Below are 13,560 nucleotides of genomic sequence, written 5' to 3'. Positions count from 1 at the left end.
GCTGTTTCATTATTCCTGCCAATAATAAAAACCGGCATTCTCAGACACCGGATTTATTAATGACAGGATAATTCTCTCGTCACAGGCAACGCTGACAAGTCTTCAGGCGGAACTGACCAGCGAGGCCACTGGCAGGCGTTATGCGAATGATGCTGAACGACTGGCACCGATAACGGTACTGTAAGTGATAAAAACAGGTGGGATAAAAAAGTGAGACAAAAAAGCGCATGTGTTGTTAGCACATGCGCTGGCGAGACGGTATACCGAAACCGACGTCAGTTAGCCATCATGACCGCTCTGACCCGGGCCAGGTCTTCAGGGGTATCAACCCCGACGCTCGGCACTTCTTTGGCTACCGCGACATGGATCTTCTCGCCGTACCAGAGCACACGCAGTTGTTCCAGCATTTCGATTTTTTCCAGTTGGCTGGGTTCCCAGCCAACATATCGACGGATAAATCCGGCACGGTACGCATAAATCCCGATATGTCTCAGGAAATGATCACCAATGGTCTCCCGGGATTCAGCAAAACGGTCACGTTCCCACGGGATTGTGGCGCGAGAGAAGTAAAGCGCATACCCTTCCGCATCGGTGACCACTTTCACTGCGTTCGGATTAAACGCTTCCTCACAGGTCGTGATCGGCACAGCCAGCGTTGCCATACCGGCACGGCTCCCCGCCAGATTATCTGCCACCTGTCGAATGATCACCGGTGGGATCAACGGTTCATCACCCTGTACGTTGACGATGATTTCATCATCGGCAAACCCATAACGGTCGATCACTTCAGCCAGCCGCTCGGTACCGGAGTTGTGATCCGGACTGGTCAAACAGACTTCGCCACCCGCCAGTTCAATGGCGCGCGCAACATCGGCATGATCGGTCGCCACTACAACACGGCTGGCACCCGACTCACGAGCACGCTCCATGACGTGTACTACCATCGGTTTGCCATGAATATCCGCCAGCGGCTTGCCTGGCAGCCGGGTAGAGGCATAGCGAGCGGGAATAATTGCAGTAAACGTCATTGTGCAATCTCATCCGGCGCCAGTGAGCGAGCTTCGTTTTCCAGCAATACAGGAATGCCATCCCGCACTGGGTAAGCCAGCCCGTCGACTTTACAAATCAGTTCCTGTTTTTCTTTGTCAAAAACCAACCGCCCGTTACACACCGGGCAAGCCACGATTTCAAGTAAACGATGATCCATGCTTCCTCCCATCAAGAAGCGATTATCAAAAATAGCCGGTCACCCGATTTTCGTCTGACGCGACATACTACTTTTCGTATCAATCAGTTGCGTCAGACGCTGTAATAGTAACGTCGACTCCGGCACCGACAATGCGGCATCAACTGGCAGATACCACCAGTTAGCACGAGCAAAGGCGCGACATTTCACCGCATCCTTCTCCGTCATCATCAGGGGTTGCTGGTCAGAGTCAGTCAGCCGCTGTAACTCTTCAGCTTGCCAGTGTTGGTGGTCGGCGAACGCCACTTCACGCAAAAGCGTGCTTCCCAGCGCTTTCAGCGTAGCAAAAAAGCGCGGTGGGTGGCCGATCCCCGCCATAGCAACCAGTGGCGGTAACGTCGCTACCGCCCGGCGTTCTCCGGTCAGCAAATTCACGGCGTCACCCGCCGTGAGTTGCATGGCAATCTCACCCGGTTTCGCTTCACCCCCATTCACAATGACCGCGTCAACGGTCCGCAAGCGCGAGGCGCGCTCCCGCATCGGTCCCGCAGGCAGCCACCAACCATTACCGAAGCGACGAATGCCGTCTACCACCACCAGCTCCATATCCCGAGCCAATGCGTAATGTTGCAAACCGTCATCCGTTACAATCACATCCAGTGGGTGCTGAGCCAGCAATGCCTTCACTGCATCACAGCGTTTAGGGGCCACAGCAACGGGTGCACCGGTACGCTGGTAAATCAGCAGCGGCTCATCACCAGCCTGTGCGGTCGTCACCTTATTTGTAACCTGCAGCGGATACTGCTCCGCTTTACCGCCATAACCACGCGATACCACACCAACGCGATAACCCTGTTGCTGCAATTGCTCCACCAGCCAGATAACAACAGGTGTCTTACCATTGCCGCCCGCCGTCAAATTTCCAACGACGACCACTGGCACTGGTGCACGCCATACCTTACGCCAGCCACACTGGTAGCTCAGCCGTATAAGATGGCTCACCAGCCCATAAAGCAACGACAGCGGCAGCAACACCAGATACAGCGGCGAGCGCCCTGACCAGATGCGTTCAATCATGCGCCAAACTGCAACTTGTGGAGCTGGGCATAGGCCCCGTTACGCGCCAGCAAATCATCATGCTGACCACGCTCTATGATCTGCCCATCCTCTACCACCAGGATTTCATCCGCATTTTCAATCGTGGATAAGCGGTGGGCAATGACCAGTGCAGTACGGTTTTTTTGCAACTCGTCCAGTGCCGCCTGGATAGCGCGCTCCGACTCAGTATCCAGCGCCGATGTCGCCTCATCCAGAACCAGAATCGGGCAATCCCGCAACAGCGCCCGGGCAATAGCGATACGCTGACGCTGACCGCCAGACAACAACACCCCGTTCTCACCGATAACGGTATCCAACCCCTGATCCAGTTTGCTGATGAAATCCATCGCGTGGGCCATTTTGGCCGCTCGCTCGATATCCTCACGGCTGTAACGATCGCCGCAGGCATAGGCAATATTGTTGGCAATCGTATCGTTAAACAGGTGAACATTCTGCGATACCAACGCCACCTGGCTGCGTAATGATGGCAGCGTATAATCGCGTAAGTCGCATCCATCCAACAGAATTTCGCCAGACTGGATATCGTAAAAACGAGTAATGAGATTGGCGATGGTCGACTTGCCAGAACCTGATCGCCCTACCAGCGCCACGGTTTTTCCGGGCGGGATATACAGGCTAATATTTTTTAACGCCAGCGTTTCTTTACCGGGATACGCGAAGTTGACATCACGGAATTCGATATTGCCTTTAGCGTGCTCCAGTACATGAGTACCGGTGTCTTTCTCCTGCTCCATATCCAGAATGGTAAACAGGGTCTGGCAAGCGGCCATACCACGCTGAAACTGCGCATTGACGTTAGTGAGCGACTTCAATGGCCGCATCAACGTAAACATAGAGGAGAACACTACCGTGATGGTACCTGCCGTTAACGTTTCCATCACCGACGGGAAACTGGCGGCATATAACACGAATGCCAGCGCCAGCGAAGCGATTAACTGCACCACCGGGTCAGAAATGGAAGATGCGGATACCATTTTCATGCCCTGCTGACGCATGCGATTGCTGACGGCATCGAAACGCTCCGCTTCGACGGACTGCCCGCCAAAAATCAGCACTTCTTTGTGCCCTTTCAGCATCTGCTCAGCACTGGTCGTGACCTGCCCCATGGTGTTTTGCATATTTTTACTAATACTACGAAAACGCTTTGACACCACCCGCATACTGTAAGCAACAATCGGTGCAATCAGCACCAAAATCAGCGATAACTGCCAGCTATACCAGAACATCAGCACAAACAGGCCAATGATAGACGCCCCTTCACGTACTACGGTTACCAGTGCGTTTGACGATGAGGAGGCCACCTGCTCGGAATCATAGGTGATGCGCGATAGCAATGTACCGGTAGATTGCTGATCAAAAAAGGACACCGGCATCCCCATGATGTGGCTGAACAGCCGACGACGCATGTTCATCACCACCTTGCCCGATACCCAGGCCACACAATAACTGGATACATAACTGGAAATGCCGCGCATAATCATCAACCCGATGATAGCCAACGGCATCCACACCAGCACACTGCGATCAGCCTTGCCGAATCCGTCATCCAGCAACGGCTTAAGCAGGGACAGCATCAGCGTATCGCCCGCGGCGTTGACCACCAGCGCCACTGCCGCAACGGCCAGCCCGGCTTTATAAGGGGAGATCATCGGCCATAGGCGACGAAACGTCTGCCATGTGGAGAGATCTTTATCATTAATCATGCAATAAACCTGAGCCTTTGATAAATAGCCGTCTATTATTACTCATTATCCCGGCCAGCGCCAAACCACTGATGATACCAGCGAGGTGATATTTCACCCCGGTAGCGCAACATTTCGATGCTTTCGTCGAAAAAATGCACACTCAATTGCCCGCTGCTGGCTGTATCACGCCAGCGATACCCCATTTGACGGTAACGCCTTACCACGCTGACCGCTGGCAAACGCCACGGATTGTATCGGGAATTAGACGACAATACGGCTTTCGCCCCCACAGCCCGCAAAAATGGTGGTGATGACGATGTGGTGCTGCCATGATGCGGCACTTGCAGAATATCCGCCGCTAACTCGCCCGGTTGTGTGCGCAATAATACGGCCTCATCTTCGCGCTCTACATCGCCTGTCAGCAATACCCGGTAATGCCCATCATCGACCCGAACCACACAGGAATCGTGATTGCCAGCTTCACGAACCCGTAGCGGTGGCCAGATAACACTAAACGTCAGTCCCTGCCAACGCCATTGTTCCCCCTGAACGCAAGGATGGTGGCTCGGCTCAAGCAACGAACTGTATATCGGCACCGATGGCAATGCGCGCTGCAATGTCTTCAGCCCACCGCGATGATCCAAATGGCTGTGACTAAGGATAATGCCTTCCAGCTGCAGCCCTCGCCATTTAAGATAAGGCAGGATTTCACGCTCGGCACTATTACCACCTTCCCAGCCGGGCCCAGTATCGTATAACCAGGCTTTGCCCTGCCGTTCAATCACTACCGCTAGCCCATGCCCGACATCCAGCATATCGATACGCCACAACGGTGCCGGTGGTTTAGGACGCAGCACCATGAAGAGAACCAACGCCAGCAGGCTGAATGGGTATGTTCTCCACCAGCCGAAGCGCCAGACGATAACCGCCAGCCATCCTGCTACGCTGTATGGTACGAGATGTTCTCCAAGTGGTAACCAGCCCGGTGGCATAGCCTGCAACGGCAGGAAGACCAGTGCCAGCGATCGATCAGCCAACCACCAGAGACCTTGTGCCATCACCGGAAACCCCATTAGCGGTAACGCCAGCAGAATCAACGGCGTCGTCACAAATGAAACCAGCGGTACCGCCCACAAGTTGGCAGGCAGCGAACTCAGGCTAACACCATGAAAGATCAACACCTGCAGTGGCATCAGCAGCAATGTGACACCAGCCTGCATATGTAATCCGCGCAGCCATACCCATCGCCATGCGTGTTGCATGTGCGGCGGCAAAGGTGCCCATTGATACCAAAAAATCAAAGCGGCAACCGCCAGTGCCGAGAGCCAGAAACTGTCTGAGAGAACGCTCAGTGGGTCACTGACCAGAATTACGGCCACACACCACAACCACACCTGCCATGATGACACTGACAGACCGCGCAATCTGATCAGTGTCCAGCACGACAAGGCCAGCGCCGCCCTTACTGCAGGTGGGTTTCCTCCAGCAAGCCAGACATACACCCAGGCAAAACACAGACCACACCACAACGGGATACGATGCCCCACCAGATGGGCTGGCAGCAGATATTGCACCGCCCGAACCAGACTCCAGCCAAGCAGGGCTGCCAGTGCAATATGCAACCCCGATATCGCCATCAGGTGCATAATCCCTGTCTGTCGAAGTACGTCGAGCACCGCGTCGTCCACCGTGGCCATTTCCCCAACCGCCAGCGCCAGTATGATTGAACGCCACGGTAACGGCAGGGTTTGCTGTTCCAGTGCATCAACCAGTCGCTGGCGCAACCCGCATGCTGATGCCTCAGCCTCAGCGGCCATGATCCGCCCGGTAAACGGTTGGGCTTTCGCCAGTGCCCAGCGCTGACGATCAAATCCACCTTCATTCAGTCGACTATGAACAGGACGCAGCCGTAACCGAAGACTCCACAACTGCCCACCGCACCAGTTACTCATCTGCGGTTGTGCATCCAGCCTTGCATAGAGCGGCGGAAATACCCAACGCCCGTTAATCTGTAGCAAACGCACCACGACCTGATCGGCATCCGCTTGTGCAAATCGGACACTGCTCACGCTGACCTTCGCTGTCAGCGGCTGTCGGGTATACCGTTCCACCTGATCCAGCACCAAACGCCCACTGTAGAAGCTCCAGAGCACACCAATCACCACCAATCCGATGAGACAAAAACGTGATCGCAATAACCACAATGCGGGAAGCCCCCACCACAACACTCGGGTATCCGGCATCTCTGGCATGATCAGCAACAGCAGCGGCCCCACACTCAATGTTGTTGCCAGTTGGTTCAATGAAATTCTGATGGCGATTCCCTTACCCGTTGTCGCCGATGTTCCGGCAATCCTCCTTTCCGGCTGCAGTCTGCCACCGCACCATCCCCGGTAGTAGACCGAAAGGGCACATCAGGAATGCGTTACGCAAACAACCGCAATAGTTGCACACCATTACATTGAGACTGCGAGGTGCTATGAACGTATCAACACGCCCCAGGCACCACTGTTGACAATCAACAGCTCCCCGATCAATCGTCTATCGCGATCGCACCACCGTTTAGATATGCAGGTTGCGTAAATAGCGGGAGATTATGTAAAAAATTGTGCACGTCCATCGGCATACACGACGCGTGCCAGGGATAACGATTAAAAAGGGATAGCTCACCTATGGCTGACAGGCATGGCATTTCTTCAGTAGGGGCTTTACTGCTCGGTTCGTTGACGTTATCAGCCTGTACGGTTACTCCCCAGAGTTCGCCTGGTGATAACCCGATTCAACGGGTGGCAAACGCCGCCAACGAATGTACTGCCGATATACTGGCACAGGTGAAGCGCCTTAGTGGGAGATATCAGGTACTAACGCGATACTACATTAAAAATCAGACGATTGAGATGAACGGCGGCAGAGTTGTCGATACGCAGGTACGAGAGCTTCCTGCTATCAATGCCACATCCTTAGATAACGGCAATCCCGGCAGCGCCTGGCGTGATTGCATGAAGGGGAAAAACGCTCTGGCACCGGAAATCGTGATGAGTCAGTCGTAAACCAGGCAACAGCTTGCGTCAGATGCAGTGCCCCGCCCCAACGCATCAGGGCCGGAAACCGGCCCTGAATCAGTGAACTTACTTCGCCTCTACCGACGGTTTGATTTCACCCATTTCTTTAATTTTGCGGGACAGCTCACGACGCTCTTTCGACAGTTCCGCGTTCTTGATGATGTATTCATCAACACGGTCTTCATAGTCGCTACGCATGTTAGCAATAATGTTCTGGATGTCTTCAATCGACATACCCGGTTTGATGTACTCACTCAGGTTATCCAGCAGCAGCACACGCTTCTGGTTATCGCGGATTTTCTTTTCGTTATCTGCAATTTCACGCTGCAGCTTGTTTTTACGACGGAACATACGCACGAATTCCAGTACATCCTGGAAACATGGCTTAGTGTTACCCTTATCCATTTCTCTACCCTTACTTAACGATTAAGATTCGTCACGCGGAAACCGCTCTGCGTTAACCATACAGGTTAGCCGCTATCGTCGACAAGGTGGTTTACCCACATCGCTGATGCAATCGTTGCCTTTCTGTGCACCCTATCACTCCCGCGAGCGGATTGCACCTGACTCGATTCAACACAGCATAACATCACTGCGGTCAGCTTTAGTCAGACGACAGGATGGTTTACCATGGCGACTTTGTGTTGTCCGTCACCCTTTTTACTGAAAGAGTAATACGTTGCCGTTGCGCTGGCGAACCATCGCGCATGGTTCTAAGGCTCGCTAAAACCGGCGATGACAAACACGCTTCGCGGCGGTATGAGTATTTTATAACGCACGCCGACGCCAGGCTGAACAGAGAGAAACCGTGCAAAACCAACACATCGAACCCACTTTTTTCGTTCATGATTATGAGACTTTTGGCAAACACCCAGCCAAAGATCGCCCGGCGCAGTTCGCTGGTGTCCGTACTGATTTGAATTTTAACGTGATTGGCGAACCAATCGTGATCTATTGCCAGCCAGCCGATGACTATCTGCCCGAGCCGGAAGCGGTAATGATTACCGGCATCACACCGCAGGTGGCACAAAAACGAGGAGTACGCGAAGCCGAGTTTGCCAGCCACATCCATGAGGCGTTCAGCGTGCCAGGCACCTGCATCATGGGATACAACAATATCCGCTTTGATGACGAAGTCAGCCGTAACCTGTTCTACCGCAACTTCTTCGATCCTTATGCCTACAGTTGGCAACAGGGCAATTCTCGCTGGGATTTGCTGGACATGTTGCGCGCATGCTATGCCTTACGCCCTGATGGCATAGTCTGGCCGGAAAACGACGACGGTTTTCCCAGTTTCAGGCTGGAGCATCTGACTCGTGCCAATGGGGTTGAGCATACGCAGGCTCATGATGCGATGTCCGATGTCTATGCCACTATTGCGATGGCGCGGCTGCTTAAACAGGCACAACCCAAACTGTTTGACTATCTCTATGCGTTACGGAACAAGAATAAAGTCAGCGCGTTAATCGATATCCCGCAAATGAAACCACTGGTACATGTTTCCGGTATGTTTGGTGCCGCACGGGGTAATACCAGTTGGATCGTACCGCTGGCCTGGCACCCGGATAATCGCAACGCGGTCATTGTTTGTGATCTGGCGGGAGATATTCAGCCACTACTGGCGCTGGATGCGGATGAATTGCGTACCCGGCTTTATACCCGCCGAGACTTACTGGCCGAAGATGAATCGCCCGTCCCTATCAAACTGGTGCATATCAACAAATGCCCAGTACTGGCACCAGCCAGTACACTGCGACCCGAAGACGCGGAACGGCTGGGTATCGACCGCCAGCATTGCCTGAATAGTTTACAGTTGTTGCGTCAGAACAGTGGCGTAAGAGAAAAAGTCGTGGCGCTATTTGCCGATGCACCGCCGTTTGAGGCCGCTAAGGATGTCGACCTGCAACTTTACGATGGTTTTTTTAGTGACGCTGATCGCGCCGCAATGGCAATTATCCGTAAAACCGATGCTCAACATCTCCCTGCACTGAATCTCCAATTTGCCGATCGTCGGGTGGAGGAGTTACTGTTTCGCTATCGGGCACGCAACTTCCCCGGTACGCTGGACGAACAGGAGCAACAACGCTGGCTGGCACATCGCCGAGAAGTATTTACCACCGAGCGGTTACAAAACTATTTCGATACGCTGGATCAGCTTTACCAGCAGCACGATGGCGACGAAAAGAAAACGACGCAGCTAAAAGCGCTGTTTGCCTATGCACAGCAACTGCTGGCCTGATGTCGGTATAAATCAGCAACACAAAACCCGTTATCGAGTATGTAAACGGAACCCCTAGCCTGGCTGGGGTTTCTATAGACAAACAATCACCACCTCCCGAGGAGGTGGTTTAAAGCTGACAAAAAAATGGGCTCCCGCAGGAGCCCGTTCTCATCACCTGGGATTACGCCAGGTCTTCGTTGTACTGCGGTACCGGCTGGCTGAAACGACGCGTCACAAAGGCCAGATAAAGCAGGCCAATCGCTGCCCACACCAGTCCCAACGTCATGGATGTACGCTCCAGATTCAACCACAACGCGCCTACTGTCAGCGCCCCCATGACCGGCAGAACCAGATAGTTCACCGTATCCTTCAGCGTCTTATTACGGCGCTCACGGATATAGAATTGGGAAATCACTGACAGGTTCACAAAGGTGAACGCTACCAGCGCGCCGAAGTTGATCAACGCCGTCGCAGTAACCAGATCAAACGAAATCGCCGACAGTGCAATCACGCCAACCAGCAGTACATTCAATGACGGTGTACGCCACCGGGGATGCACATAACCGAAGAAACGCTCAGGGAACACGCCATCACGGCCCATCACGTACATCAGGCGTGAAACACCAGCATGCGCTGCCATGCCAGACGCCAGTACCGTCACGCAGGAGAAAATCAGAATACCGAACTGGAAGGCTTTGCCTGCCACATACAGCATGATTTCAGGCTGCGAAGCATCCGGGTGCTGAAAACGCGAGATATCCGGAAAGTAGAGTTGCAGGAAGTAAGACACCACAACGAAGATCACCCCACCCAACAGGGCTGTCAGGAAAATCGCTTTCGGAATCACGCGACCGGCATCTTTGGTTTCTTCAGACAACGAGCTGATCCCATCGAAGCCGAGGAATGAAAAACACAGAATCGTCGCACCCGTAATCATCGGTACTACGTGTGCGTTATCAGACCAGAACGGACGGCTGCTGGCCAGCGTACCGGCCCCTTCCCCCTGAGACACACCGTAAATCACCATCCCGGTGATAACCACCATCACGGCAACCTGCAGTACCACTATCAGGCTGTTGAAGTTGGCGACGGTTTTGATGCCACGCAGGTTGGATAGCGTCATGAACCCTACCAGCAGCACGACAAAGATCCATGATGGGATACTGGGGATCAACGTTTCAAAATAGATTTTTGCCAGCAGGATATTGATCATCGGCATGAACAAGTAGTCAAGCAACGATGACCAACCCACCATGAAACCCACCGTCGGGCTAATGGCTTTCTGGGCATAGGTATAGGCCGAACCGGCAGACGGGAAACGACGCACCAGTTTGCCGTAGCTGAGGGCGGTAAACAGGATAGCTATCAACGCAAAGGCATAGGCCGTCGCGACATGACCATCCGTCAACCCAGAAACGATGCCGAAAGTATCAAACAGCGTCATCGGTTGCATGTAAGCCAGTCCCATCATTACCACTGGCACCAGCGTCAGGGTCTTACGCAGTTGTACGCGCGATGTGGAAACCGTGGAATCAGTTGTCATTACGCAAACCTCCTTTACCGATAGCCGCCATCACCCATGAATTCATCGCCAATGGCAACGTAGCACAACGATGTTTCAGGTAACTGGACGTGGTCGCGCGAACGAGGTCGCCGTAACCGAGGTGAGCATGAGCAGCAGACACGCCGCCCGTTACAAAGTCTGCCCAGATAGCATCTTTGCCGCTGCGTTTACAGCACCAGCCGGCGGGCACCGGCTCAAAAACAACTGATTGCCCCATTGTCTCTCTCTATTCACTCTGCGCAGCCTGCATGGCATGCGTGTTACTGATATCTATCCGGAACCATCAACAGCGCCGGCCTCTTGATGAAATACAAAAAAATAACCGACGCGATAACGGTGCGTCGGTTTTTCAGGGCGCGTATTTTGCCCCAGCTAGCAATTTGAGACAAGACCTGTTATATCAATCGCGTGTGACTTGCGCACACTCATCAGGCTTGATGTTCGTTAATCAACGCAGGCGTTTGCGTTTTTCGTTCTGATCCAACTCCAGCTCAGTAATAACCTGCTGTAATCCACGCTCCTGCACCGCACTTAACGTCGGGAATTTGAAGCTCAGGCGCTCTATTTGTTTGACCTCGCCTTTACTGTCGACCACTTTCGTGGTGGCATGGTTGACAAACTCCATGTCCAGACAAAACTGCCCGTAACTGGCAAGATCGACATCGACGTTTTTCAATATCATTCCCGGTTCAAACAGCCCTGCCAGGCCTTGATCATCGGTGTACATGCACAAACCACCCAATGACAGATCCTTCAGGTTAAATTCAAAATAGGTACTGTCTGGTAATTCCCCACGGCAAACCATCGGTGGCCAGGCTGGCGAATTAATGCGGAAAAAATTACGGCGCTGGATATAGTACAGCACGTCAGGTATCGCCGCGCAGAAAGCAGGCAAGTCGTCATGTTCAACCGTGCGGATAATCGTCGTACGAAATTCAACTTTGGCACCCGCCGTTTCCGCCACAAAACCAAGCTCACCAGCAAACAGCGCCCGGCTGTTTTCACGCTCCAGCGCGCCGAGGTCAAACAGGAACTCTTCCTCGTCCGAATCGACCTCAAGGATCTTACTGATGAATTGGCCATGTGTGTGATACACCATTACAGTGGCGTCCTGCTTTTGCAGTCCGCGCAATGTGGCGCAAATAGCCATCTTGCCACGCCTGGCGTACTGTTCTTTCATATTGTCATCCACTACATCCATCCCCACCGTCGATTGAATGGTTAATCCGTTATTCAGTGTCCCAGCCCCCTGGAGACGATATGGCACTAGTATCGACATGCTTCTCGTCAACTTTAGTGCTTTATCAATTCATTAGCTTATATACCCACCTTCTATCGCGTTGCCAATACGCCAATCCGGTTTCTCACGTTTTTCCATAAACCTGCTAAGGGGCCAACGCACACAGTCATTCAATAATCAGCTATTCAGCAAGCCATTATTCAAAACCTGTTATTTACTTATCCGGTTGTTCAATTCCGTTGTTCAATTTCTGCCAAACCCGCCAATGTCCTGAAGCGTGAATAGTAGAAATATATGGCGCACGCGGAATCTCCGGCACGCACAATGCCCCGCCAGCGCGAGGCACATTTCATGAGAGGCAAACATTCATGAAAAACAGGAAGGGCTGTTAGTCAATAATAGACGAGGTTTAAGCGGCAGGATAGTGTGAAAGTAACCAGGTCAGTGCGAGCAGGTCGGCGCTACCGCCAGGGCTGATATTGCGTTCAACCAGCGCACGATTCATTTCCTGTAACCCCTGATGGGTCACACCATCGGACAGTAAATTACGTGCATAGGCTTGTACGAACGCCAACCCGTCTATCCCCCCCCGGGAAACGACATTGGTATCCGGGTTGTTGGCCATTAAAACTACCAGTGTCTGCAATAAAGCGGATTCATCGTCCTTACCCTGTGCGCGAGCATTGAGATAGGCAGGTAACGCATGCTGGCGTGCAGTAGCAAACCCGCTGGCCGCCTCGCCCCTCGCCCCGGTCAAGCCATGGCGTCGAAACAAAAGCTCGCCTGCTGTCGCCGTATGCTGACTATTTTCCAGCTCATTGCGAACCAAATCGGCACTCATCTGGGCTACGCACTGGCATAGGCTATCTTGTGTCAACGGCTGTCGGCGCCCCGCCAGCCAGCCTGCAGCACTACACAGCAGCCCGAAGGCAAAGATACCGCCTTTGTGGGTATTGACGCCACCTGTTGCTGCCAGCATCGCTTGTTCAGCAGCAATACCAATCGGCCGCACCTGCGACAATAGCTGGGTTATCGGCAACAGACTGTGCGTCATACCAGCTTCGGTAAAACGGGCAAACCACGGGGTCAGCGCGGCGATACTGGCCTGAAATAACGGTACATCCATATCGCGATGCGCGCCATTATTATCCCTATCCACCAGACCGGGTTTTGGCGTCAGCATCACTTCAACCGTCAGTGCGGCCACTACACGTTGATGAATATCAGGTAGAGCCACCAGCACGCCGGTGGCATCAGGAAATAGCGTCGTCAGTAATGGAGAAGCAACAACAGATTCAGTGTGCGTCAAACCAGGCATGGAGGATACTCTCGATTTTTTCAATCACGGCCGGTAACGCATGCCGACGCGAACGCGCGCAGGCATGCGCCGATTCCTCACAGAGTATACACCGACGAGGCTCGTGCGCCAGCAACGTTCGACTCACCGACCCGTCCTTCGGGCAGAACACGTCAAAATCCCACA

At 53.2% G+C, this 13,560-nt stretch carries 13 protein-coding genes; 2 read left to right on the top strand and 11 right to left on the bottom strand.

The genetic code is table 11. From position 1 onward, the window contains the following. Nucleotides 1-275 precede the first annotated feature (275 nt). From kdsB to FAZ14_RS14980, 5 genes are read right to left on the bottom strand one after another with little or no spacing between them, the layout of a single operon-like run. Nucleotides 276-1,028, bottom strand: a complete 753-nt coding sequence (kdsB, locus tag FAZ14_RS15000; RefSeq protein ID WP_016941188.1) for a 3-deoxy-manno-octulosonate cytidylyltransferase — start codon at nt 1,026-1,028, stop codon at nt 276-278. After that, nucleotides 1,025-1,207, bottom strand: coding sequence for a Trm112 family protein (locus FAZ14_RS14995; RefSeq protein WP_012884914.1), 183 nt, complete (start codon nt 1,205-1,207; stop codon nt 1,025-1,027). Before FAZ14_RS14995 ends, kdsB begins: the two co-directional genes overlap by 4 nt. A 39-nt stretch (nt 1,208-1,246) precedes the next feature. Further along, nucleotides 1,247-2,263 (bottom strand): tetraacyldisaccharide 4'-kinase, encoded by a 1,017-nt coding sequence (gene lpxK, locus FAZ14_RS14990; protein WP_153508813.1) that lies wholly within the window; start codon nt 2,261-2,263, stop codon nt 1,247-1,249. Then, nucleotides 2,260-4,008, bottom strand: a complete 1,749-nt coding sequence (gene msbA / locus FAZ14_RS14985; RefSeq protein ID WP_016941186.1) for a lipid A ABC transporter ATP-binding protein/permease MsbA — start codon at nt 4,006-4,008, stop codon at nt 2,260-2,262. Before msbA ends, lpxK begins: the two co-directional genes overlap by 4 nt. 38 nt (nt 4,009-4,046) lie before the next feature. Further along, the gene (locus tag FAZ14_RS14980; protein ID WP_235914582.1) at nt 4,047-6,242 is read right to left on the bottom strand and encodes a ComEC family protein; all 2,196 of its coding nucleotides are present in this window, start codon (nt 6,240-6,242) and stop codon (nt 4,047-4,049) included. A 420-nt stretch (nt 6,243-6,662) separates the two neighbouring features. On the opposite strand from FAZ14_RS14980, the gene FAZ14_RS14975 reads away from it, so the two are divergent. Beyond that, entirely contained in the window at nt 6,663-7,040 is a 378-nt protein-coding gene (locus tag FAZ14_RS14975; RefSeq protein WP_016941184.1) for a hypothetical protein, read from the top strand. Between the two features lie 78 nt (nt 7,041-7,118). Here FAZ14_RS14975 and FAZ14_RS14970 read toward each other — a convergent pair whose 3' ends face one another. Beyond that, on the bottom strand, nt 7,119-7,457 hold the full coding sequence (locus tag FAZ14_RS14970) for a DUF496 family protein (protein ID WP_038926142.1): 339 nt from the start codon (nt 7,455-7,457) through the stop codon (nt 7,119-7,121). Nucleotides 7,458-7,860: 403 nt separating this feature from the next. Here FAZ14_RS14970 and sbcB point away from each other — a divergent pair, with 403 nt between their 5' ends. Next, the gene (gene sbcB, locus FAZ14_RS14965) at nt 7,861-9,291 is read left to right on the top strand and encodes an exodeoxyribonuclease I (RefSeq protein ID WP_038926141.1); all 1,431 of its coding nucleotides are present in this window, start codon (nt 7,861-7,863) and stop codon (nt 9,289-9,291) included. A gap of 163 nt (nt 9,292-9,454) precedes the next feature. Here the strand turns inward: sbcB and FAZ14_RS14960 are convergent, their stop codons facing one another. The 5 genes from FAZ14_RS14960 to FAZ14_RS14940 all read right to left on the bottom strand — a co-directional run. After that, entirely contained in the window at nt 9,455-10,816 is a 1,362-nt protein-coding gene (locus FAZ14_RS14960; RefSeq protein WP_012884921.1) for an APC family permease, read from the bottom strand. After that, nucleotides 10,806-11,054 (bottom strand): hypothetical protein, encoded by a 249-nt coding sequence (locus tag FAZ14_RS14955; protein ID WP_153508811.1) that lies wholly within the window; start codon nt 11,052-11,054, stop codon nt 10,806-10,808. The genes FAZ14_RS14960 and FAZ14_RS14955 overlap by 11 nt, the downstream gene beginning before the upstream one ends. 231 nt (nt 11,055-11,285) lie before the next feature. Further along, entirely contained in the window at nt 11,286-12,038 is a 753-nt protein-coding gene (locus tag FAZ14_RS14950; protein WP_029456325.1) for a flagellar brake protein, read from the bottom strand. A 448-nt stretch (nt 12,039-12,486) separates the two neighbouring features. Continuing rightward, the gene (gene citG / locus FAZ14_RS14945; RefSeq protein ID WP_038904513.1) at nt 12,487-13,395 is read right to left on the bottom strand and encodes a triphosphoribosyl-dephospho-CoA synthase CitG; all 909 of its coding nucleotides are present in this window, start codon (nt 13,393-13,395) and stop codon (nt 12,487-12,489) included. Continuing rightward, nucleotides 13,373-13,560 (bottom strand): citrate lyase holo-[acyl-carrier protein] synthase (locus FAZ14_RS14940; protein ID WP_194287081.1); only part of this gene is annotated, 188 nt, incomplete at its 5' end. The genes citG and FAZ14_RS14940, both read right to left, overlap by 23 nt.

Origin of the sequence: Dickeya oryzae, from assembly GCF_009372235.1 — a bacterium.
Lineage (GTDB): Bacteria > Pseudomonadota > Gammaproteobacteria > Enterobacterales > Enterobacteriaceae > Dickeya > Dickeya oryzae.
The sequence above is the reverse complement of the archived record's forward strand: the minus strand, read 5'-3'. Positions and strand labels throughout refer to the sequence as shown.

Bases quoted from the DNA above. Each gene is read 5' to 3' on its own strand.
- FAZ14_RS14955 (WP_153508811.1), bottom strand. From the start codon at position 11,054: ATGGGGCAATCAGTTGTTTTTGAGCCGGTGCCCGCCGGCTGGTGCTGT.
- FAZ14_RS14970 (WP_038926142.1), bottom strand. From the start codon at position 7,457: ATGGATAAGGGTAACACTAAGCCATGTTTCCAGGATGTACTGGAATTC.
- msbA (WP_016941186.1), bottom strand. From the start codon at position 4,008: ATGATTAATGATAAAGATCTCTCCACATGGCAGACGTTTCGTCGCCTA.
- FAZ14_RS14995 (WP_012884914.1), bottom strand. From the start codon at position 1,207: ATGGATCATCGTTTACTTGAAATCGTGGCTTGCCCGGTGTGTAACGGG.
- lpxK (WP_153508813.1), bottom strand. From the start codon at position 2,263: ATGATTGAACGCATCTGGTCAGGGCGCTCGCCGCTGTATCTGGTGTTG.
- FAZ14_RS14950 (WP_029456325.1), bottom strand. From the start codon at position 12,038: ATGGATGTAGTGGATGACAATATGAAAGAACAGTACGCCAGGCGTGGC.
- FAZ14_RS14960 (WP_012884921.1), bottom strand. From the start codon at position 10,816: ATGACAACTGATTCCACGGTTTCCACATCGCGCGTACAACTGCGTAAG.
- FAZ14_RS14980 (WP_235914582.1), bottom strand. From the start codon at position 6,242: ATGCCAGAGATGCCGGATACCCGAGTGTTGTGGTGGGGGCTTCCCGCA.
- citG (WP_038904513.1), bottom strand. From the start codon at position 13,395: ATGCCTGGTTTGACGCACACTGAATCTGTTGTTGCTTCTCCATTACTG.
- kdsB (WP_016941188.1), bottom strand. From the start codon at position 1,028: ATGACGTTTACTGCAATTATTCCCGCTCGCTATGCCTCTACCCGGCTG.
- FAZ14_RS14975 (WP_016941184.1), top strand. From the start codon at position 6,663: ATGGCTGACAGGCATGGCATTTCTTCAGTAGGGGCTTTACTGCTCGGT.